Origin of the sequence: Burkholderia sp. L27(2015), from assembly GCF_009765705.1 — a bacterium.
Classification (GTDB): domain Bacteria; phylum Pseudomonadota; class Gammaproteobacteria; order Burkholderiales; family Burkholderiaceae; genus LMUX01.
In genome coordinates this window covers 89,076-110,866 of record NZ_LMUX01000017.1, presented here as the reverse complement: position 1 = coordinate 110,866, position 21,791 = coordinate 89,076, and the positions used below count along the sequence as shown (strand labels likewise).

At 59.6% G+C, this 21,791-nt stretch carries 18 protein-coding genes; 7 read left to right on the top strand and 11 right to left on the bottom strand.

All coding sequences use genetic code 11. The features are described 5' to 3' along the window. Nucleotides 1-9 precede the first annotated feature (9 nt). The 4 genes from frr to rpsB all read right to left on the bottom strand — a co-directional run bounded on the left by frr (nt 10) and on the right by rpsB (nt 3,578). Complete coding sequence (gene frr / locus GSQ77_RS14045) at nt 10-570, bottom strand: ribosome recycling factor (RefSeq protein ID WP_158903236.1); 561 nt, start codon at nt 568-570, stop codon at nt 10-12. A 64-nt stretch (nt 571-634) separates the two neighbouring features. Further along, nucleotides 635-1,348 (bottom strand): UMP kinase, encoded by a 714-nt coding sequence (gene pyrH / locus GSQ77_RS14040; protein ID WP_158903234.1) that lies wholly within the window; start codon nt 1,346-1,348, stop codon nt 635-637. Between the two features lie 326 nt (nt 1,349-1,674). Next, a complete protein-coding gene (gene tsf / locus GSQ77_RS14035; RefSeq protein ID WP_158903232.1) occupies nt 1,675-2,556 on the bottom strand; it encodes a translation elongation factor Ts in 882 nt (293 codons plus the stop codon). A gap of 266 nt (nt 2,557-2,822) precedes the next feature. Then, entirely contained in the window at nt 2,823-3,578 is a 756-nt protein-coding gene (gene rpsB, locus GSQ77_RS14030) for a 30S ribosomal protein S2 (RefSeq protein WP_158903230.1), read from the bottom strand. Between the two features lie 474 nt (nt 3,579-4,052). Here rpsB and GSQ77_RS14025 point away from each other — a divergent pair, with 474 nt between their 5' ends. Both GSQ77_RS14025 and GSQ77_RS14020 read left to right on the top strand, forming a co-directional pair. Beyond that, entirely contained in the window at nt 4,053-4,328 is a 276-nt protein-coding gene (locus GSQ77_RS14025) for a hypothetical protein (protein ID WP_158903228.1), read from the top strand. A 3-nt stretch (nt 4,329-4,331) separates the two neighbouring features. Next, complete coding sequence (locus GSQ77_RS14020) at nt 4,332-4,517, top strand: hypothetical protein (RefSeq protein WP_158903226.1); 186 nt, start codon at nt 4,332-4,334, stop codon at nt 4,515-4,517. A gap of 85 nt (nt 4,518-4,602) precedes the next feature. On the opposite strand, the gene GSQ77_RS14015 is transcribed toward GSQ77_RS14020, so the two are convergent. Continuing rightward, complete coding sequence (locus GSQ77_RS14015; RefSeq protein ID WP_158903224.1) at nt 4,603-4,794, bottom strand: Flp family type IVb pilin; 192 nt, start codon at nt 4,792-4,794, stop codon at nt 4,603-4,605. Nucleotides 4,795-5,687: 893 nt separating this feature from the next. Here GSQ77_RS14015 and map point away from each other — a divergent pair. Then, the gene (gene map / locus GSQ77_RS14010; RefSeq protein ID WP_158903222.1) at nt 5,688-6,506 is read left to right on the top strand and encodes a type I methionyl aminopeptidase; all 819 of its coding nucleotides are present in this window, start codon (nt 5,688-5,690) and stop codon (nt 6,504-6,506) included. A 15-nt stretch (nt 6,507-6,521) separates the two neighbouring features. Next, nucleotides 6,522-9,143, top strand: a complete 2,622-nt coding sequence (locus GSQ77_RS14005; protein ID WP_158903220.1) for a [protein-PII] uridylyltransferase — start codon at nt 6,522-6,524, stop codon at nt 9,141-9,143. A 201-nt stretch (nt 9,144-9,344) separates the two neighbouring features. On the opposite strand, the gene GSQ77_RS29955 is transcribed toward GSQ77_RS14005, so the two are convergent. Further along, on the bottom strand, nt 9,345-10,007 hold the full coding sequence (locus GSQ77_RS29955; RefSeq protein ID WP_367889668.1) for a hypothetical protein: 663 nt from the start codon (nt 10,005-10,007) through the stop codon (nt 9,345-9,347). Between GSQ77_RS29955 and GSQ77_RS29950 the strand changes: the two genes are divergently transcribed. Further along, nucleotides 9,991-10,743: a pseudouridine synthase gene (locus GSQ77_RS29950; RefSeq protein ID WP_367889667.1), complete on the top strand. Its 753-nt coding sequence runs from the start codon at nt 9,991-9,993 to the stop codon at nt 10,741-10,743. The genes GSQ77_RS29955 and GSQ77_RS29950 overlap by 17 nt on opposite strands. Nucleotides 10,744-10,875: 132 nt before the next feature. Here the strand turns inward: GSQ77_RS29950 and def are convergent, their stop codons facing one another. From def to GSQ77_RS13975, 5 genes are all read right to left on the bottom strand, one after another. Next, nucleotides 10,876-11,409: a peptide deformylase gene (def, locus tag GSQ77_RS13995; RefSeq protein WP_158903216.1), complete on the bottom strand. Its 534-nt coding sequence runs from the start codon at nt 11,407-11,409 to the stop codon at nt 10,876-10,878. Further along, entirely contained in the window at nt 11,406-13,472 is a 2,067-nt protein-coding gene (gene ligA, locus GSQ77_RS13990) for an NAD-dependent DNA ligase LigA (RefSeq protein WP_158903214.1), read from the bottom strand. Before ligA ends, def begins: the two co-directional genes overlap by 4 nt. Before the next feature lie 102 nt (nt 13,473-13,574). Further along, nucleotides 13,575-14,852 (bottom strand): cell division protein ZipA C-terminal FtsZ-binding domain-containing protein, encoded by a 1,278-nt coding sequence (locus GSQ77_RS13985; RefSeq protein ID WP_158903212.1) that lies wholly within the window; start codon nt 14,850-14,852, stop codon nt 13,575-13,577. A 125-nt stretch (nt 14,853-14,977) separates the two neighbouring features. Beyond that, on the bottom strand, nt 14,978-18,496 hold the full coding sequence (gene smc, locus GSQ77_RS13980; protein WP_158903210.1) for a chromosome segregation protein SMC: 3,519 nt from the start codon (nt 18,494-18,496) through the stop codon (nt 14,978-14,980). Between the two features lie 233 nt (nt 18,497-18,729). After that, nucleotides 18,730-19,695, bottom strand: a complete 966-nt coding sequence (locus GSQ77_RS13975) for a DMT family transporter (protein WP_158903208.1) — start codon at nt 19,693-19,695, stop codon at nt 18,730-18,732. A 261-nt stretch (nt 19,696-19,956) separates the two neighbouring features. On the opposite strand from GSQ77_RS13975, the gene dapC reads away from it, so the two are divergent. Further along, nucleotides 19,957-21,156: a succinyldiaminopimelate transaminase gene (dapC, locus tag GSQ77_RS13970; RefSeq protein WP_158903206.1), complete on the top strand. Its 1,200-nt coding sequence runs from the start codon at nt 19,957-19,959 to the stop codon at nt 21,154-21,156. 244 nt (nt 21,157-21,400) lie between these two features. Further along, on the top strand, nt 21,401-21,754 hold the full coding sequence (locus tag GSQ77_RS13965; protein ID WP_158903204.1) for an ArsC family reductase: 354 nt from the start codon (nt 21,401-21,403) through the stop codon (nt 21,752-21,754). The last annotated feature ends 37 nt before the right edge of the window (nt 21,755-21,791 follow it).

The window sequence follows — 21,791 nt, the reverse complement described above, 5'->3', positions numbered from 1 at the left end:
ATAACGGCTTTAAACCGTCATGATCTCGGCTTCTTTGGTCAGGACGAGCTTGTCGATTTCGGTAACGAATTTATCCGTCAGCTTTTGTACGTCGTCTTGCGAACGGCGTTCATCGTCTTCCGAGATCTCTTTGTCTTTCAACAGTTTTTTCAGTTGCTCGTTTGCGTCGCGGCGCAGATTGCGTACGGCAATCTTCGCGGTTTCGGCTTCATTCTTGACGACCTTGACCAATTCCCGGCGGCGCTCTTCCGTCAGCGCTGGCATCGGTACACGGATCAGGTCGCCCTGAGTCGCAGGGTTCAGACCCAGGTCAGCGTCCCGAATCGCTCGTTCGACCGCCTGCACCATCTTCTTTTCCCACGGCTGTACGCCGATGGTACGCGCGTCGATCAAGCTCATGTTGGCGACTTGCGAGATGGGCACATTCGAGCCGTAGTAGTCGACCTGGATGTGATCCAGCAGCCCCGTATGCGCACGTCCCGTACGAATCTTCGCCAGATCGCTCTTGAACGCTTCGAGCGAACGTTGCATCTTCTGGTCGACGCCCGATTTGATTTCAGCCAATGTCATAAAAGCTCCCAGCCTTTTAGATCTTGATTACCTGTTTTGCCCGCGTGCGGGCCCACCCGATCGGTCAAACGTGCACCAGTGTGCCTTCGTTTTCACCTTCGACGATACGCCGTAATGCACCGGGTTTATTGATAGAAAACACTCTGATCGGCAGCTTCTGGTCGCGGCACAGCGCAAAAGCGGTCGCGTCCATGACCTGCAGATTGCGACCGATCGCCTCGTCAAAGCTGATGGTCGTGTAACGGGTCGCCGCAGGATCGATTTTGGGGTCGGCTGAGTAAACGCCATCGACCTTGGTCGCTTTGAGCACCACCTCTGCGCCGATTTCCGAGCCGCGCAATGCGGCGGCGGTATCGGTCGTAAAAAACGGGTTGCCGGTACCAGCGGCAAAAATTACGACACGCCCTTCTTCGAGCTGGCGTATGGCGCGAGGACGGATATAGGGTTCGAGTACTTGGTCCAGGCGCAACGCGGATTGAACCCGCGCTTCGATCCCGGCGTGGCGCATCGCGTCCTGCAGCGCCAGCGCGTTCATCATGGTGGCAAGCATCCCCATGTAGTCGGCCGTCGCGCGGTCCATACCGGCGGCGCCACCTGCGACGCCGCGAAAAATATTGCCGCCGCCAATCACGACGGCAAGCTGCACACCTAACTTCACCACTTCGGCGATATCGGCGACCATGCGTTCGATCGTCACGCGATTGATGCCGAACGTGTCGTCACCCATCAGGGCTTCGCCGGAAAGTTTTAGTAAAACGCGTTTATAGGCAATTGGCATAGGGGATCGTCCGTTCGCATCGAGCAAATTTGCAAGCATGGCGGCACGCGGCCGCGCCGTATCGGCGCTTGGGATGCCGCCCGTGCGGCGCTGGAGTAGCAGGCCCGAAAGCCCGCCAGCGCCGTACTACTGAGGCAGAATAAAGGGAAATAAACAGTTTGACTCTGCGTTATTTCCCTCATTTCGCCGGAAAAAATCCGCGGGTTGCGTGCGCCGCAGTCGGGCCAGCTACAGCCCATCTACGGTTTCGCGCATGCAACCCCAGGGCGTAGCCCAAGGTGTTCAGCAGGTTGGCGTTGTTTAGCTCTGCTTTTCAGCCTTGCGTTTTAGCCTTGCTTCGCAGCAGCAACTTGCGCTGCCACTTCTGCCGCAAAATCATCGGTACGCTTTTCGATGCCCTCGCCCACCACAAACATCGTGAATGCTTTGACCGTGGTGCTCGCGGCCTTCAGCATCTGTTCAATGCTTTGCTTGTCGTTCTTCACGAACGGCTGATTGAGCAACGACACTTCTTTCAGATACTTCTGCACGCTGCCATCGACCATCTTGGCGACGATTTCGGCCGGCTTGCCCGATTCGGCCGCTTTCTGTTCGGCAATGCTACGCTCTTTCGCAATCAAATCGGCCGGCACTTGATCCGCCGACAACGAGACAGGCTTCATGGCCGCGATGTGCATGGCCACGTCTTTGCCGACTTGCTCTTCGGCGCCGTCATATTCGACGATCACGCCGATGCGCGTGCCGTGCAGGTACGAGGTCAGCTTGTTGGCCGTTTCGTAGCGCACGAAACGACGGATCGAAACGTTCTCGCCGATTTTGCCGATCAATGCGCTGCGCACCGTATCCACGGTTGCACCGCCGAGTTCGAGCGACGACAAAGCCGCCACGTCGGTCGGGTTCTTCTGAGCGACCAATTCGGCCACGTTCTTCGAAAAAGCCAGGAAATCGTCGTTTTTGGCAACGAAGTCGGTTTCGCAATTGAGTTCGACCAGCGCACCTACCTGGCCCGAGATAAATACCGAGATCACGCCTTCTGCTGTCACTCGCGAGGCTGCCTTGCTTGCCTTGCTGCCCAGCTTCACGCGCAGCAACTCTTCAGCGCGCGCCATATCGCCTTCGGCTTCGGTCAACGCCTTCTTGCATTCCATCATCGGCGCATCGGTCTTCGCCCTGAGTTCCGCCACCATGCTTGCAGTAATAGCCGCCATTCGTCGCTCCTGAAATCTGTGAATCAAAACACACACTGATTGCATGCGATGGTTCGCTGCGCAAACCATCATCCTAAATCCTTATGACACCCGGGGAAACACGCCGGCGCCAAATCCTTCAACCCAGGGTCAACCTCGTCAACCCCGGCCAACTCGGCACAACCGTGCCAAACCGGCCATCAACGCGGGCACCTCGCTGTGCCACGCCCTGATTCAAAAAAAGGGGGCTGTGCAAGAGCCCCCTTTTTGGTCGGAAGCAAAAATACTTATGCCTCTGCGTTGACCTCGACGAATTCATCGCCGCCTTCATCGCCGCGCACTGCTTCCACGACATTTTGCACTGCGTTGGCGCGACCTTCGAGGATCGCATCCGCCATGCCCTGCGTGTACAGCGCAACAGCCTTGCTTGCGTCGTCGTTACCCGGGATCACGTAATCCACACCTTCCGGCGAGTGGTTCGTGTCGACCACTGCGATAACCGGCACGCCGAGCTTATTGGCTTCGGTGATCGCAATTTTGTGATAACCGACGTCGACTACAAAGATCGCGTCCGGAATACCGCCCATGTCCTTCACGCCGCCGATCGATTTTTCCAGCTTGATCATTTCGCGTTCGAACAGCAATGCTTCCTTCTTGCTCATGCGCTCCAGGTCGCCGGCTTCTGCCTGGGCTTCCATATCCTTGAGCTTCTTGATCGACGACTTCAGCGTCTTGAAGTTGGTCAGCATGCCACCCAACCAGCGGGTGTTCACGTACGGCATACCCGAACGATTCGCCTCTTCGGCGATGGTGTCGCGCGACTGGCGCTTGGTGCCGACAAACAAAATCGTGCCACGATTGGCTGCCAACTGGCGCACATACTTCAGCGCGTCGTTGTACATCGGCAGCGTTTTTTCGAGGTTGATAATGTGAATCTTGTTGCGGTGACCGAAAATGAACGGTGCCATTTTCGGGTTCCAGAAGCGGGTCTGGTGACCAAAGTGGACACCCGCTTCCAACATCTGACGCATGGTTACTGCCATGGTAATTCTCCAAAAGGGTTCAGTCTTAAACCGGCAGCGACATCCTTGGACACTGTATGTGCGAAGGACACCCTGGAAGCGCCGGTTTGCGATTTTGACTACTTACACACCACGTACTATCTACGACAACTACAGCTGCGGGACCAATTGGCCCCGCTAACCAGATCGGCCGAATTCGCTGATGCACGTGCTACGCGAAGAACAGCGGCAAAAGCCACCCTCACCGCTTAGAGGCCCACCCACACTGGCTTAGGCCCAGCACACACGCCCACCATAGCTTTTCCACCAAACTAGCCAAAGATTATACCATCCAGACGGCCGGATTCTCAAGGATCACTTCCAAAAGCTGCACGTGCGGGGATGACGCGAACATGGTGTTGGCACGAACTCATAGCTTGGCTCGTGCGAGACAAAGCAATCGGCCTTTCGGCCACAGGCGCGCCCCGGGCCCAGACAATCGGCTCGATTATGCCAATGTTGGTTGCCATTGGCGTGTCGTGGCTGCAATTTAGTCGCGCCCGCGCGCTGAATGAGCAGCGCCGCCAACAGGAACCTAAGGCATTCTTGCAGGCAATACACGCCGAATTAGGGAATCCGCGGAACGAATACAAGGTACACGTCGGCAAAGGTCTGGGGGATCGGCGCGATCTCACGCCATTTATCATGATCTGGCCGGCGACCACTGATGCCTTGACTATCTACAACGATCATTCGGCGTTCGCCGGAAAAATCGAGGATGCGGAATCATGAAAAATGCTCATCGAGAGCTTTGCGCGGTTCAAAGGAATGATTCTTTCGATAAATCTCAACGATCGCCCAAATCAAGAACGCAAGAATTCTCACTCCATTGGGGACCAGCGATTTAGAGCGAAAGCGAAAGAAGCGTTGCGCGAGCAAAGAGATATCAAGCACTTGGCCATAACAGCGGCCAGCGCTTGAAGATTTTTCTTGGACCGCTACCCAGTTGTGCAGGCAAGCCGACCGGACGCCGGATCAAACCGCGAAACCCAGTTTCGAACCGGAATCAGGAAGAGCTGCCGCCTGCAATGGTTGTCGAGACAGTGCTCGTCAACGCGGTGTAGATGCCCGTCAAGCTGCTGGTGAAAGTCGTACCCACTGCGACCAGCGCCACAACGATAATGCCTGCCAGAATCGCATACTCAAGTGCGGTGACACCACGTTCGTCGCGCTGGAAAAATTTAAAAAATTGCCGCATGTTAACCCCCGATTTTTAAAAAATACCTTCAGTTAGCTCGACAAGCACGTGCGACATTTATTGTTTCGACGCACGCGGGCATAGTGTATTAGATAATTGCGATGAACTAAAAAAATTAGAGTAAGACATGCGTTAATCTAACAACAGTTCAACTCCTGCTGGTGAAGTTCGCGCACAAAAACCTTTCGGCCATAGATTATTTCATCAAGTTGCAAACTTGAATACGAACTTTAGCCGGCTTTTTGACACCCAACCCCGTTTGCTCCATTTGTTTTAAGTACACCGACTATCCTGGAGTCGACTGCACAGCCGCTGCAGTTAATTGCGAACGGCCATAAAAAAGTGCGCCCCAAGGCGCCCAGGAACCTGCATATGGCGGGGGCCGCGTTTTATGTTTAAGCCCAGCGCTTTCGGTTTGCCCAGGTCGCCAAGCTCTGCAGTTGTGAATGCCATGCTATTTCCTCTGCTTTCAGGTTAAAACCAGGGCATAGGCGTGAATTTTTGGGCAACCTCGAACGTTTTTCGCGTTATTTCAAAATTACATGACGGACCTGTTCGCGCTGCCGTCGTCATCGGCTCATGGGGAATTCCACCAAAAACTCCACCACGCCAGCGTCGGCAGGGCCAGACATCCGCAATCAATTGCGGAAACGCCCCACAAAAAGGGGCATCGGCAGACGCCCCGTAGGTGCTGCTGGCTTATAATGCTTGGATTCGGCCTGGAAATAGAGGGTTTTGCCCGGTATGCCAGTGAGAGTTTTTCACTGGTGGTCCGCAAAGCCCGACTGGCTGGGGTTGTCTAGCGTGTCTGATGGAATTTTGGTGGAACTTCCCAAATTCACGGATATGGCGAAAGGCGAAAACCCTTATTGCTCAAGGCTTCTGAGGAAAATATGTCTATTACGCTGAAAAACGAACACGATATCGCCAAAATGCGAGTGGCCTGCAAGCTCGCCAGCGAGGTGCTCGACTATATCACGCCGTTTGTGAAGGCCGGGGTAACGACGGGCGAGCTCGACCGCCTTTGCCATGAGTACATGACGAACGTGCAACAGACGATTCCGGCCCCGCTGAATTACCAGCCGCCCGGTTATCCGCCGTTCCCCAAGGCGATCTGCACCTCCGTCAACGATGTGATCTGCCACGGCATTCCCGGCGACAAAACCCTGAAAAACGGCGACACCGTCAACCTCGACATTACCGTGATCAAGGAAGGCTACTTTGGCGACACCAGCCGTATGTTCATCGTCGGGGAAGGCTCCATCCTTGCCAAACGACTGGTCCAGACCACTTACGAATGCATGTGGCTAGGTATCGATCAAGTTCGGCCCGGCGCCCGCCTGGGCGACATCGGCCATGCCATTCAGCGGCATGCCGAAGCCCAGGGTTATAGCGTCGTGCGCGAATATTGCGGTCATGGCATCGGCACGGTATTCCATGAAGATCCGCAGGTGGTTCACTACGGGCGACCGGGCACGGGCCTCGAACTCAAAGCGGGCATGATCTTCACGATAGAGCCGATGATCAATGCCGGGCGCCGCGACATTCGCACAATGCCCGATCAATGGACAGTCAAGACCCGCGATCGCAGTCTGTCCGCTCAATGGGAACACACCGTGCTCGTGACGCCGACGGGCTACGACGTACTGACGGTTTCAGCGGGAACGCCTGCGCGCCCGGCGATACTCGGCACGACGGCCTCGACGGCCTGATCAGCGCCACACCCTATGAGCAGCCTAGTCTCGAAGCCACCCGTCTGCGCCCCCTCTGCCGCCTCGGCGAACACCATCGCGGCGAACGCCACCGCGATCATCCGCTCGGAATTTCGCAGCGCCAAAGCCGACCTGCTTGCTCGTTTCCAGCGCACCGGCAAGGTCGATGGACTGACCCGCGCCCTCGCCCGCCTGGCCGATCGCACACTGGCTTGCGCTTGGCGCGAGTGCAATCTACCTGCCACGCTGACGCTGGTTGCCGTGGGCGGCTTCGGACGCGCCGAGCTGGCGCCCAGTTCGGACGTCGACATCTTGATTTTATTGCCGAGCGATCCCGATCCCGACCTCGAATTGCGCCTGGAGCGTTTTATCGGCATGGCATGGGATCTCGGCTTAGAGATCGGCAGCAGCGTGCGCACCGTCGAGCAGTGCATCGATGAAGCCAGGCAAGATGTCACCGTGCAAACCTCGCTGCTCGAGGCACGCCAGTTATTCGGCAGTAGCGCCCTGTTCGAGCAATTTTCGCGCCGCTTCAACGAGACCTTGGATCCGCGCGTTTTTTTCCAGGCCAAGTTGCTGGAAATGCGTCAACGGCATGCCAAGTACCAGGACTCCCCGTACAGCCTGGAACCCAATTGTAAGGAAAGCCCGGGCGGCTTGCGTGACTTGCAGTTGATCCTGTGGATCACTCGCGCAGCCAACCTCGGCAATAGCTGGAAGGAACTCGACACGCGCGGGCTGATTACCTCACACGAAGCCAATGAACTGCGTCGTAACGAGAATTTTCTGAAAACGCTGCGCACGCGCATGCACCTGATCGCCGGACGCCGCCAGGACATCCTGGTGTTCGATTTGCAAAATGCGCTCGCGGAGAGCTTCGGCTACGCGTCGACGCCGACCAAACGCGCCAGCGAACAGTTGATGCGCCGGTACTACTGGGCCGCCAAAGCGGTGACGCAGCTTTCGACAATATTGTTGCAGAACATCGAGGCACAACTGTTTCCGAAGACCAGCGGCGTTACGCGCGTGCTGTCAGATCATTTCGTCGAAAAGCAGGGGATGATCGAAATCATCAGCGACGATCTTTTCGAACGCGAACCGACCGCGATCCTGGAAGCGTTCCTGCTCTTCGAAAAAACCCCAGGCGTGAAAGGCCTTTCGGCGCGCACGCTGCGGGCGCTGTACAACGCGCGCAAGCTGATGAACCAGAAGTGGCGGCGTGATCCGATCAATCGCCAGCTTTTTATCGAAATTCTCAAACAGCCGCAAGGCGTCACGCACGTGATGCGTCTGTTGAACCAGACGAGCGTGCTGGGGCGCTATCTGCTCAACTTCCGACGCATCGTCGGCCAGATGCAGCATGATCTTTACCATGTCTATACGGTCGATCAGCACATCCTGATGGTGTTGCGCAATATCCGGCGTTTTGCCGTCGCCGAGCACGCGCACGAATACCCGTTTTGCAGTCAGCTGATTTCCAACTTCGAGCGGCCATGGGTGCTCTATACGGCCGCGCTGTTTCACGATATCGCCAAAGGCCGTGGCGGCGACCACTCGACGCTGGGCATGGCCGACGCCCGCACATTTTGCAACGAACACGGTTTCACTGAGGAAGACTCGGATCTGGTGGTATGGCTGGTCCAGCATCACCTGACGATGAGTCAGGTTGCACAAAAGCAGGACACCAGCGATCCGGAGATCATCACCGAGTTTGCCAAGCTGGTCGGCAGCGAGCGTCGGCTCAGCGCGCTGTACCTGCTCACGGTGGCGGACATCCGCGGCACCAGCCCGAAAGTGTGGAATGCCTGGAAAGGCAAGCTGCTCGAAGATCTCTATCGCAGCACTATCAACGTGCTGGAAGGTGCGCGCCCGGATGCCCATTCCGAGATGCGTGCACGAAAAGAAGAAGCGCTTACGCTGCTACGCTTGCAGACGATTCCGCCCGGTACGCAGCAGGCCTTGTGGGATCAGCTCGATGTCGCCTATTTCCTGCGTCACGATGCGCAGGATATCGCCTGGCAGACCCGGCTACTGTATAAACATGTCGAAACCCCGACGCCTATCGTGTGCGCGCGCCCGTCGCCGATAGGGGAAAGTTTGCAAGTACTCGTGTATTGCAAGGATCAGCCCGATCTGTTTGCGGAGATTTGCGAATACTTCGATCGCAGCGGGCTGTCGGTGCTCGACGCGCGCGTCCACACGACGCGCCATGGCTATGCGCTCGACAATTTCCTGGTTGCCGACAGCCGCATGGATTCCCACTATCGCGACATAGCGAACCTGGTCGAAAAACAACTCACCGGACGCCTTATGGCGCCCACCGTCCCACTGCCGGAACCGTCGAAGGGACGCTTGTCTCGACTGTCCCGCACTTTCCCGATCTCGCCCAGCGTCGATTTGCGCGCCGACGAGCGAGGCCAGTATTACATCCTGTCAGTTTCGGCAAACGATCGCCCCGGCCTGCTCTATACCATCTCGCGTTTACTGGCGGAACACCGCGTCGGGCTGCATGCCGCGCGCATCAATACGCTCGGCGAACGCGTCGAAGACGTATTTTTGCTCGACGGTGCACGCCTATCTGACAGCCGTCTACAACTCCAACTAGAAACCGAACTGCTGCGCGCGCTCGCCGTATAGGCGACGTGTCTGCCTGTGAGAATTTATGCGTGACAAATTAACCGCCAAGCATCCGCGGCCGGCTTCGCCGGCGCGCGCCCCTGTACGCCCTGGCTTGCGTAAGAATCCGAATTCGAGCCTGCGTTCAGGGCCCAAAGACGCACCGGCTGCCAGCAACGCTTCATCGCAAGATCGCGGCGCTACGCCGGGAAAAAGCGATACCTACGGCGCTCGTGCCGGCTCAGACAAACCCCGTGCCGCAAGCGCAGGCGCTAGATCCGATAAACCACGCACGGCCGGCGCCGGAGCGCGCTCGGACAAACCGCGCGCCGCAGGAACGAGTTGGGATAAGCCCCGCGCAGGCGGCACCGGCGAGCGTTCGGACCGACCTCGTGCAGCCGGCGCTGGAGCGCGCTCAGACAAGCCGCGTGCCGCAGGAGCAAGTTGGGATAAGCCCCGCGCAGCCGGCACCGGCGAGCGCTCGGACCGACCACCGCGTGCAACCGGTGCGGGGGCACGCTCAGATAAGCCGCGTGCCGCAGGAGCGAGTTGGGATAAGCCCCGCACCGCCAGTACCGGCGAGCGCTCGGACAAACCGCGCGGCGCAGGTGCAGGAGCACGTCCTTCCGGCCCGCGCCCATCGACGCCGCGCCCCGCCGCGCCGCGTGACGGTGCCCGCAGCCCGGCCAGTCGAGAGCGCTCGTCGTCGCGCTCCGGTACCGAGACCGAGCGCGAGCGCAGCCCGAGCCACGCCAGGTCCGATGCACGCCCCGCCGGCGATCGCCCCAGAGCTTCCGCGCCGCGCAGCGGGGCCGCAACATCGAGCTCGGCCGCGAGTTCGGCCAATCGCCAAGTCGACGAAACCGGCATGATGCGTTTGTCCAAACGGATGTCCGAACTCGGCTTGTGTTCACGCCGCGAAGCCGACGAATGGATCGAACAGGGCTGGGTAAAAGTCGATGGCGTCAAAGTCGACACGCTGGGCGCCAAGGTCCATGCAGAGCAGAAAATCGACGTGATGCCGGCTGCGCGCGCCGACCAGGCAAAACAGGTAACCATCCTGCTGCACAAGCCCGTGGGTTATGTGTCAGGACAACCGGAAGACGATTACAAACCCGCAGCGGTTTTGATCAATCCCGCCAATCAGTGGGAGCTCGACGAAAGCGGTCGCCGTTTCCATCCGTTCAACCTTCGCGCGCTCGCTCCGGCCGGACGGCTGGACATCGATTCGACCGGCTTGCTGGTCATGACCCAGGACGGTAGGATTGCAAAACAGTTGATCGGTGAAAAAAGCGAAATCGACAAGGAATATCTGGTGCGCGTGTCCTACAACGGACACGAAACCGATGTGGAAGCGCATTTCCCCGCCGAACAACTGGAGCGCCTGCGTTTCGGATTGGAGCTGGATGAGCAGCCGCTCAAGCCCGCTCAGGTTGAGTGGCAAAACGGCGAACAATTGCGCTTTGTTTTGCGAGAAGGGAAGAAGCGCCAGATCCGCCGCATGTGCGAGCTGGTCGGTCTCGAAGTGGTGGGCTTGAAGCGTATTCGTATCGGCCAGGTCGTATTGGGCAACTTGCCCGCCGGCAAATGGCGCTACCTACTGCCCAGCGAAACGTTCTGAGCGTGTAATGAGCGTCGGGGGCGGCGCAGGGATCAAATCAGTCAGATAAGTCCCGCGCGTCCAGGCCCCCGAATCGAGTCGGCCACGATCAAGCCGCACTCCCCGATGTTGGGGCTGTGCCGGGTTCCCGACCTAATCGTCGCCTTCCGGATCCATGCCGGGAAACAACACGTCAAGATAGCCGAACTTCGAAAAGTCCGTGATGCGCATCGGGTAAAGCTTGCCGATCAGATGGTCGCATTCGTGCTGCACTACCCGCGCATGAAAACCTTCAGCGATCCGGTCGATAGGCGCGCCATACTGATCGACGCCCTGATACCGGATTTTCGTATGTCGGTGAACCATGCCGCGCAGTCCGGGCACGGACAAACAGCCCTCCCACCCTTCTTCCATGACGGGTGAAAGCGGCGTAATCACGGGGTTGAGCAGTACCGTTTCCGGAACCGGCTTCGCGTCGGGATACCGGTCGCTACGGGTGAAACCGAAGATCACCAGTTGCAGATCAGCACCGATCTGCGGCGCAGCCAAGCCCACACCCTTGGCGTCGCGCATCACTTCAAACATGTCCGAAATCAGTTCATGCAGCTCCGGGGTATCGAACTTTTGCACCGGTTGAGCGACACGCAACAGGCGCGCGTCGCCCATCTTTATAATCTCGCGAATCATGGATTTTTGCCCTCCAGAAGCAAACGCAGACCGTCCTCATCCAGCACTTTGATACCCAGTTCCTCGGCCTTGACCAGCTTGCTGCCGGCCTCGGCTCCCGCCACCACGTAGTCGGTCTTCTTCGAGACCGACCCCGCCACTTTAGCGCCCACGGCTTCGAGCATGGCCTTCGCATCGTCGCGCGACAAATTCGGTAGCGTGCCTGTCAAAACCACCGTGCGACCGGCCAACAAACCGGGCTCGGCTTTCTGCGCCGGCGGCCCCTCCGGCCACTGCACGCCCGCCGCGCGCAATTGTTCGATACATTCGACGTTGTGCGGTTCAGCAAAGAAATTCACGATCGCTTCGGCCACGACAGGCCCCACGTCATTCACTTCCAGCAACTCTTCTTGCGTGGCGACCATGATCGGGTCGAGCGCGCCAAAATACCGCGCCAGATCGCGCGCGGTCGCCTCGCCCACATGCCTTATCCCCAACGCATAAATCAACCGAGGTAAGGTGGTTTGACGCGCGTGCGCGATCGAGTCGAGCAGATTCTGCGCGGATTTGTCGGCGAAGCGCTCCAATGCCGCAAGCGTGCCGAACCCCAGTTTGAACAGATCCGCCGGCGTGCGTATCAATTGCTGCTCGACCAATTGATCGATGATTTTCTCGCCCAGCCCGTCGATGTCCATTGCCCGGCGCTGCGCGAAATGCCAAAGCGCCTGTTTGCGTTGCGCGCCACAGATCAAGCCACCGGTGCAGCGCGCGATCGCCTCATCGGGTAATTTTTCGATTTTTGAGCCGCATACCGGACAATGCGTGGGCATGACAAATGCACGGGCATCGGCGGGCCGACGTTCGAGAACGGCACCGACCACTTCGGGAATCACGTCGCCGGCGCGACGCACTATCACGGTATCGCCGATCAGCACATCCTTGCGCCGAATTTCCTCTTCGTTATGCAAGGTGGCGTTGGTCACCGTCACGCCGCCGACGAATACCGGTTCAAGACGCGCCACCGGCGTCACGGCTCCGGTGCGGCCGACGTTGACATCGATACCGATCAAACGGGTCAGCGCTTCTTCGGCCGGAAATTTGTGCGCGAGTGCAAAACGCGGTGCCCGCGACACAAATCCGAGCCGGTCCTGATCGGCACGCCGATTGACCTTGTACACCACGCCATCGATTTCGTACGGCAGCTCGGCTCGGCGCTCGCCGATCGACCGGTAAAAGTCGAGCAAGCCCGCGGCCCCCTTGACCAGTGCACGTTGCGGGCAAACCGGCAGGCTCAGCGTCGAGAACCAGTCGAGCACCTCCCCATGCGTCGGCGGCATCTCTACGCCCGTGAGCGTGCCAATGCCATAGGCAAAAAACGACAATGCGCGGGTTGCTGTGATTTTCGGATCGAGCTGGCGCAGGCTGCCGGCGGCGGCATTGCGCGGGTTGGCGAACTCTTTTTGCCCGGCATCACGCTGGCGTTGATTCAGCCGCGCAAAATCGCGCTTGAACATCAGCACTTCACCCCTGACTTCCAACACTTCGGGTAACTGACCGGTAGGATTGGGTTGGAGCTTGAGTTTGAGCGGAATCGATTTGACGGTGCGGATGTTTTCCGTCACGTCCTCACCGGTCGCGCCGTCACCGCGCGTCGCGGCTTGCACCAACACCCCATTTTCGTAACGCAGCGAAATGGCCAAGCCGTCGAACTTGAGTTCGCACGCGTACTCGACCTCATCGCCGCCCAATGCCTCGGCCGTACGCTTGTCGAACGCTTCCACGTCTGCGTCCGTGAAGCCATTGTTGAGCGACAACATCGGCATGGAATGCGTGACGGAGGCGAAACTGTCGAGCGCCACGCCGCCGACGCGCTGGGTCGGCGATTCGGGGGTGATCAGATCGGGATGATCAGCTTCGATCGCCACCAAATCCTGGTACAGCTTGTCGTACTCGGCGTCCGGCAATACCGGCTCGTCGAGCACGTAATAGGCATAGTTATGGCGTTCGAGTTCGGCGCGCAACCAGGCAGCGCGCTCGGCAGCGCGTTCGGCAGATGCCGCGAACAGATCGGGAGAAGAAGGCATGCGTAGATGCAGGATGAATTCAGACTATTAATTATCGCAGCCTACGCCGCCAACGGCACGTCACATTTCGCCGCTGCGGCCGATGTGCCGGCCGCCCACAGATCAGTTGCTGAAAAGGCGCCGCGCGATCGGCGAACCCGCCGAGATACCGGCTTGTTCGAGCCGCGCGTATAACGTCATCAATTGTTTTTCGATCGCGAGCAAGGCGCTTTCCGATAACGGGCGGCGTTGATCGTCGACCACATGCGCGCCGATGCGCTGCGACAGCGAGACCGCATAATCGCACATCAGCCGGAACGGCAAGATGTCTTCATCGGCAACCGGCACATCCAGCAGCAACGTGATCATTTCGCCGCCCTTGTAAGTCAGATCGTCGCGCAGGAAGTTGGTGTCTTCGAATTGCAGCATGAACACAGGGTTCTGACGTGCATCGAGCTTGACGAAGCGCGTGCCGTCACGCGAGAGCAGCAAGCCATCCTGCGAAGCGATCGCCTGGACGTAATTAGCCGACCAGGGTGCGCCGTCCGACACGACATTGACCGACAGTTGGGCGTCGCATTGCGCCGCAAAACCGTCCAGTTCACGCGCCATCTGGACCGTTTCCAGCATATCGGGAAAATCGGGGCCGCCGTCCACGGCTTCGACGATGAATTGCACGCCCGTGACGAATTCGGAAAACTCGAGCTCGTTGAGCGCGCCCGAGCGATTGGCTAGTTGCACGCCGACCCGAATCTCGTCATAGCGACCGCCGGCCTGTAACGCTTCCCAGGCTTGCGGCTCAGCGACTTGTCCTTCGGGTCGTCCTTCAATAACTACCGGCTTGCTACCGGCACGGCGCAGGCGTTGCGCGAGGGGCGCAAGCTTTTCATACGAAACAGGGCCACCCAGACGGATTGGCACGATGCAATCGATACGCCGATCGAGAATACCGGTCGAAATCGGAGCCACTGGCGGCGCAGTAAGCGCGTCGGCAACTTCCGCCTCACCGGCGGCTTCCTGCGCGGTCTGATCGATCGGTGGTTGCGCACCTCCGGCCAGTGCTACCGCAGGCACGGCAGCCGCATCGAGCTCTTGCGTTCGAGTGAGATCGCCGCCGCTCCCGCCGCCTCCGAAAGACGGCTCGCGACGCGCTTCCTGGACATCGACTGTGCTTGCGTGACGCAGCGGACTCACTGCGGGCTCGATAAACGGACGTTCGTCGTTGAAGTCACCGGCCAATCCCGTGCCGGGAACCCGGCCGACCGTGGTCTCGGCGTCCGTCGGCGTAGCCTGCTGCGGTAATCTGCGCCGGACCTTCGCACCCTGCCAGGCGTTATAGACCATGACTCCGGCGATCACCACAGCGCCCGCTCCTCCAACTCCGAGATACAGCTCGTTCATGCAAACTCCGCTTATTATGTTGCGAACCTAGGGCGCCGCCTCCGCTTCAGCAACGGCTGGACCGTCGCATCGAGCGCACTGGCAACGCCGTCGGCTCATCGTTGATCGACTCGGCGACTCGCGCCTCAGACCCCGTTCTGCGAAAAACTCGAGGCGGCTTCCATATCGACCGCGACGATGCGCGACACACCTTGTTCCTGCATCGTCACCCCAATCAATTGCTGAGCCATTTCCATCGCAATCTTGTTGTGCGAAATAAACAGAAATTGCGTTTTCTCGGACATCGCCCGAACCAGGTTGGCGAAACGCTCCGTATTGGCATCGTCCAGCGGCGCGTCCACTTCGTCAAGCAGACAGAATGGCGCGGGATTGAGCTGGAACATCGCAAACACCAGCGCGGTTGCGGTCAAGGCCTTCTCCCCGCCGGAGAGCAAATGGATCGTCGAATTCTTTTTGCCCGGCGGCTGCGCCAGCACCTGCACGCCCGCGTCGAGAATTTCCTCGCCGGTCATCATCAACTTGGCTTGTCCGCCACCGAACAGACGCGGGAACAATTCGCCGAAATGGCGGTTGACCTCGTCGAACGTGCCCTGCAGCAAGGACCGCGTTTCCTGGTCGATGCTGCGTATCGCGTCTTCCAGCGTCTCGATCGCGCTGTTCAGATCGGCCGATTGCGAGTCGAGGAACTGCTTGCGATCGCGCGCTGTCGTCAATTCGTCAAGCGCCGCCATATTGACCGGGCCCAACGCATTGATCGCATTATTCAGGCGCGTGACCTCGCCTTGCAAATAGGACGCCTTGAGTTCAGGCGCGAGTTTGGACTGCAACTCGGCTTCATCGGCCCCCGCCTGCACCAGTTGCTCGGCGAATTGCTCGAAGTTCAGGCGTGCGGCCTGTTCCTTGAGCTGTAACTCGGTGACCTTGTCGCGCAAGGGCTGCTGCGAGCGCTCCGTCGTCAGGCGCTGCTCGTCGAGCTGGCGCAGGTTCGCGGTCAGTGCATCGGATTCGATGCGCACCGTCGCCAGCGCCGCCTCTTTCTCGCTGCGGATCTCCAACGCATCCTGCAAACCGGTATGCGCCGTTTGCTGATTGATGGTCTCGAGTTCGGCGCGCGTGTCTTCGAGCGCTTGATCGAGGCGCTCGGCTTGTTCCGTGGCGGTCTCGATCGTGCGCTTGAATTCGCCGATCCGGTTGGCGGCATTATGCTGTTCGTATTGCGCCTGTTGCGCCGCGCGCTCCAGGTCGCGAGCCAATTGACGCGCGTCCGTGAGCGTTGCGTCGAGATTTTCGAAGGCCAGTTGATCGTCTTCGAAACGCGCCTGGAGCTCGGCCAGTTGCATATCGAATTGCTCGAACTTGGCTTCGGACTCGGCGCGTTGGGCACGCTGCTCGTCGATCTGTGCGGCGATCTCTTCGAGCTCGCCGCTGATCTGCGTACTGCGCGCCATATAGCGTTCGTGGGCTTGCGCGAGCTTGAGCACATCGAGTTGCAGCGCATGAACCCGCTGGGTCGCGCGTTCAGTCTGGGCACGTGCGTCGGTCAGCGCCTGAGCGGCTTGGCCATAAGCGGCTTCGGCACGCACTGAAGCGCTGCGCGCTTCGTCGGCCAACAGTGCCTGCGCCCTGACCTGGCGGCCCAAATTCTCGATTTCCTGCGCGCGAGCCAACAGACCGGCCTGCTCGGAATCGGCTGCATAGAGCTGTACCGCCGAGCGTGTGACGACGTGTCCGCTAGGCACGACGAACGCGCCGCCCTCGGGCAATTGCGATCGCGTCGCCAAGGCCTGAGCCAAGTCATCGGCGATAAACACGTTCGACAACCAGTCATTGAGCACCGCGCGCAAACCGGGATCGTCGATGCGCACCAGCGTCATCAATGCGCGCATGCCCGCCGGTGCCTCAAACGGCCGGCCAGCCGGTGGCGGGCTGAAAAACGCCAGCTTGGCGGGCGGCGCATCGGTGGCGAAGGCCTTGACCCAATCGAGATTGGAAATTTCGAGTGCGGCCAAACGTTCGCGCAGCAAGGACTCGAGTGCGTTTTCCCAACCGGCTTCGACGTGCAGTTTTTTCCACAGGCGCGGCAACGCGGCCAGTTCGTGCTTTTCCAGCCAGGGCTGGATCTTGCCCTCGGTCTGGACGCTTTCCTGCAACTGTTTGAGCGCGGATAGGCGTGCCTCGAACTGGGCGATTTGCGCGCCTTCGGACTGCACGCGCTCCTGCGCGCTACGGCGTTCGGCATCGAGTCGCGGCAAGGTGTGCTGCGCCTCTTCAAGGCTATCCTGCGCGTTGTGCAGGATTTCCTCATGCTCGGCCAACTGCGCGCGCGTGTTTTCGAGCAAGACTGCATCGGGTTCGTCCAGCCCGCGCGATTCGAGCTTCAGACGTTCGTCGCGTTGCTGCAATTGTTGCAACTGCTGATCGGCATTGCGCTGATGCACCGACTCCAGCTTGAGCGCCTGCTCGACCTGCGCGATGCCGGCGCGCTGCTCGCTCAGACTGCTCTGGGCGTCGCGCCAACCGGCTTCCATTGCCGGCAGAGCATCATGCGCGTTCAGCGCTTCGCCATGGGCGCGCACGCTGGTTTCTTCGGCAATCGCCAACGCTTCTTCAGCCAGTTCCAGATCGCCACGCGCTTTTTCCGCCTGCGCCAACCACTGTTCGCGCTGCGCTGTCAGCGCGGCCAGTTGGGCCTGCACCCGATTGCGCGATTCAATAATGAATTTGATTTCGGCTTCGAGCCGGCTAACTTCCGAATTGGCCTCGTAGAGTGCGCCTTGGGCGCCCTGCATCGCGTCCGTGGCCGCGTAGTAAGCGACTCGCACTGTCTCAAGCTGGGCTTCCACTTCGCGTAATTTCGCGACCTGCGCCTCGAGGTCCACCTGCCCCAATTCGATCGCGCGCTGCTGGCGCTGCTGCTCGGCGTGCGCTTCGTTCTTGCGCAACAGCCAGAGCAGGCGCTGCTTTTCTTCGCCGTCTGCGCTGAGCTCTCGGAATTTCTGCGCAACGGTTGCCTGCGCTTCCAGCTTTTCGAGGTTGCTACCGAGTTCGCGCTGAATATCCTCGACCCGCGTCAGATTTTCGCGCGTGTCGTGCAGACGGCTTTCCGTTTCGCGGCGTCGCTCTTTGTACTTCGAAACACCCGCCGCCTCTTCAAGGAAAATCCGCAACTCCTCGGGTTTGGCTTCGATAATCCGCGCAATCATGCCCTGCCCAATGATTGCGTAGGCGCGTGGCCCCAGGCCCGTGCCGAGGAAAATATCCTGGATATCGCGCCGGCGGGCGGGCAGATTATTGATGTAGTAGCTGGATGTGCCGTCGCGGGTCAGCACGCGCTTGACGGCGATTTCGCTGTATTGGCTCCATTGTCCGGCCGCGCGCCCTTCGCCGTTGTCGAATACAAGTTCGACGCTGGCCCGGCTGCCTGGTTTGCGCGATGTGGAGCCGTTGAAGATGACGTCCTGCATCGACTCGCCGCGCAGCTCGGAAGCGCGCGATTCGCCGAGCACCCAGCGCACGGCATCGATGATATTGGACTTGCCACACCCATTGGGTCCGACCACGCCGACGAGTTGGCCTGGCACCTGGAAATGGGTGGGATCGACGAATGACTTGAAGCCAGCGAGTTTAATCGAGGTCAGACGCACGGCGATATCGCTGTTTAAAAGTAGAAACCTAGGTAAAAAAAACCGGTTGCAACCTATGGCCGAAATGCAGGATTGAAACGCATGGCCCAGGCACAGGGCTGAAACAATATCAGTCCAACGCCAAGGCTATCAGTCCAGCACACTAAGCAATCCAGCGAGTCGCAAACCGGGCGTGAGCAACATTTCGGCGGCAAAAAACACCGGTCCGGCATGCGCATTATCCATGCTGCGCATCATACCACCGCCCGTTTGGCCGGCGGCTCCTGTGAGCCGCTCGCGCTGCTATTTTCTCGGTGAAACCAGCTTGCCAGCACCGCGGAGAGCACAATGCACCCGCCGCCGAGCCATTCGCGCGTGCCAGGAACTTCATCGGCGAGCAACCAAGAAGACAGCGCCGTCACGACGATTTCGAACAACATCACCAGCGACGCCCGGTTGGCCGCGACGTGCACCAGCCCATGCTGGATCAGCAGATTGTTCAACGCCAGCGCCACGCCCATGCCGACCACCAGCTCGATCGCCAGCGTCAGATGGGGCATCGATAGCGCCAATGAGTGCAAGGGCACCCCGGCCGTCTTATCGAAATGCATCGTCACGAAACCGAGCACGGCGCTCCCGGCAAATACCAGGAAGGTTCTGATCTGAGGCGTAACGCTAGGCAAAGTACGGGAAATACGCAAGGTCAGGACGTTGTTCATCGCGAAACCCATCCCCGCGATCAGGCCGCACCATTCGGCGGCGTTGTTCGGTAATGGCAGGCCGCTAGCGGGCGTCCATAGCATCAATCCTGCGCCGGCCAGCGAAAGCGCGGTCAACAGCAGCGCGCTGCGCGTGAGCCGCTCATGCAACAAGCCGTAGGCTAGCAGCGCCGTCCACGCGGGCGAAAGATAGAACAGCAGCAGAACCCGCATCACTTCGCCGTGGATCACGCCCCACGTGAAGCCGACGTTGGTCACACCGGCCGCCACCGCGAGCACGAACACCAACGGGTTCAGCGGAATCTTCAGCAATCCGCCACGGATGAACAAGGCCATGAAGACACAGGCGGCGAGCCCCGTCAGCGCGCCGGCCGCTGTTGCGCTCACGCCCAGGCCGGCAAGGATGCGCAGTGGATACCAGATCACGCCCCATACCGCGGAGCCGATCATGATCGCGGCGAGTGGCCACAGTGCGCCGCGGTGCGCGCGGTGCATCGTCATAGCGCCTCCCGCATGGCGTGTCTTGCAGCAACTCGGGACAATACGGGCGTGACAAACGCGCAGCCCGGCGCGCAGCCCGCTTTCGCCGGCAAAAAGACGTACAAGCGGACGTACAAACGGACCCAGAAGCGCACGCACGAGCGCATCCCTAAGCTTGCGCTCACGGACCAGCCCCGGCGCAAGGTATAATTTTCCACTACTTTCAGCATTCATTCCTCTGTCAGGCGGATTATCGCCGCTCGCACGCGAAAGGCCGCGCACGTGAATCCACTACTCACACAACTTCATACCTATCCATTCGAAAAACTGCGCGTGTTGTTTGACGGCATCACGCCGGACGCGGCCAACCGCCCGATCAGCTTCGGCATCGGCGAACCCAAGCATCCCACCCCGCAATTGATCAAGGACGCGTTGATCGCAGCGCTGCCGGGACTGTCCGTCTACCCCGCGACGCTGGGCAGCGACGCCTTGCGCCGTGCCATCGCCGCCTGGCTGGAAAGCCGCTACCACCTGCCGCCGCTGGATCCCGTCACGGAGGTGTTGCCGGTTGCCGGATCGCGCGAGGCGCTTTTTGCATTTGCCCAGACCGTGGTCGATCGCAGCCGGCCGGACCCGATCGTACTCTGTCCCAACCCCTTCTATCAAATTTACGAAGGGGCCGCGTTGCTGGCAGGCGCGCAGCCTTATTTTGCCAATAGCGATCCCGCACGCAACTACGCATGCAACTACGCAGAGATCCCTCACGATGTGTGGGCTCGGACTCAGCTGGCGTATGTCTGCACACCCGGAAACCCAACCGGCGCCGTAATGACGCTGGAAGACTGGCGCGAACTGTTCGCGTTGTCCGACCGCTATGGCTTCATCATCGCATCCGATGAATGTTACTCGGAAATCTATTTCGACGAATCGCGCCCGCCGCTGGGAGCCATGCAGGCCGCACACCGGCTGGGCCACAGCTACGCGCGTCTGGTGGTGTTCTCCAGCCTTTCCAAACGCTCGAACGTACCGGGCATGCGCTCGGGCTTCGTGGCCGGCGATGCCAATTTGCTCAAGCAATTTTTCCAATACCGGACCTATCACGGCACGGCGTTGAGCCCGGTGTTTCAGAGCGCCAGCGCCGCGGCATGGCAGGACGAACTGCATGTGATCGAAAATCGCCGCAAGTATGTGAGTAAATTTGCGACCATCACTCCCATGCTGGCCGCGCACCTCGACGTCAAGCTGCCGGATGCCGCGTTTTATCTGTGGGCTCGCGTGGATGGCCTGGGCCTGGACGATACGGAGTTCGCCCGGCGGCTGTACGCCGACTATAATGTGACCGTCTTGCCGGGTTCTTTCCTCGCGCGCGACGCGCACGGGATCAACCCCGGGCGCAATTTCGTCAGACTTGCGCTGGTGGCCGACGTCGAAGAATGCATAGAAGGTGCCCAGCGTATCGTGGAATTCTGCAAACACCTATAGCCTGCTTTTCGGCTTGATTCCGGGGCACGGGTTTAGGCCACATGTTTTAGGCCGCCTCAATGTTTCGGCCCGCGAAAGGTTCTAGGGTCGGTTGCACGCGTTGCCCACGGTTAGAGCGGGCAACGCACGCGATGATGCGGGGCGCGGGCGGCAGCCAGCAGGCGGCGGCCAGCACCTCGCCGGCAACGACCCACCGCACAAAAATTGGCAAACGTCCCACTGACACAATGAAAAGGCAAGATCGATGACTATGGTTGTGTACGGAATTCCCAATTGCGACACGGTAAAGAAAGCACGTACTTGGCTAGCCGATCGAGACGTCGACTTCGACTTCCATGATTTCAAAAAACGGACATTGTCCGCGGCCTTGCTGCAGCGCTGGCTCGACGACGTGCCGTTGGACATTTTGCTGAACCGGCGTGGCACGACCTGGCGGGCGCTCTCCGATGCGCAAAAGGCCGCGGCGCAGACCTCAGCCGGCGCGATCGCCGTCATGATAGAAAACCCTTCCGTGATCAAGCGTCCGGTTGTCGAAGTCGATGGCCACGTGGTTGCAGTCGGATTCATCGCCGATGAATATGCCGCGCGCTTTAAATGAGCTGGGCGCCCATTCGGTGCCGCGAATCACACTATTC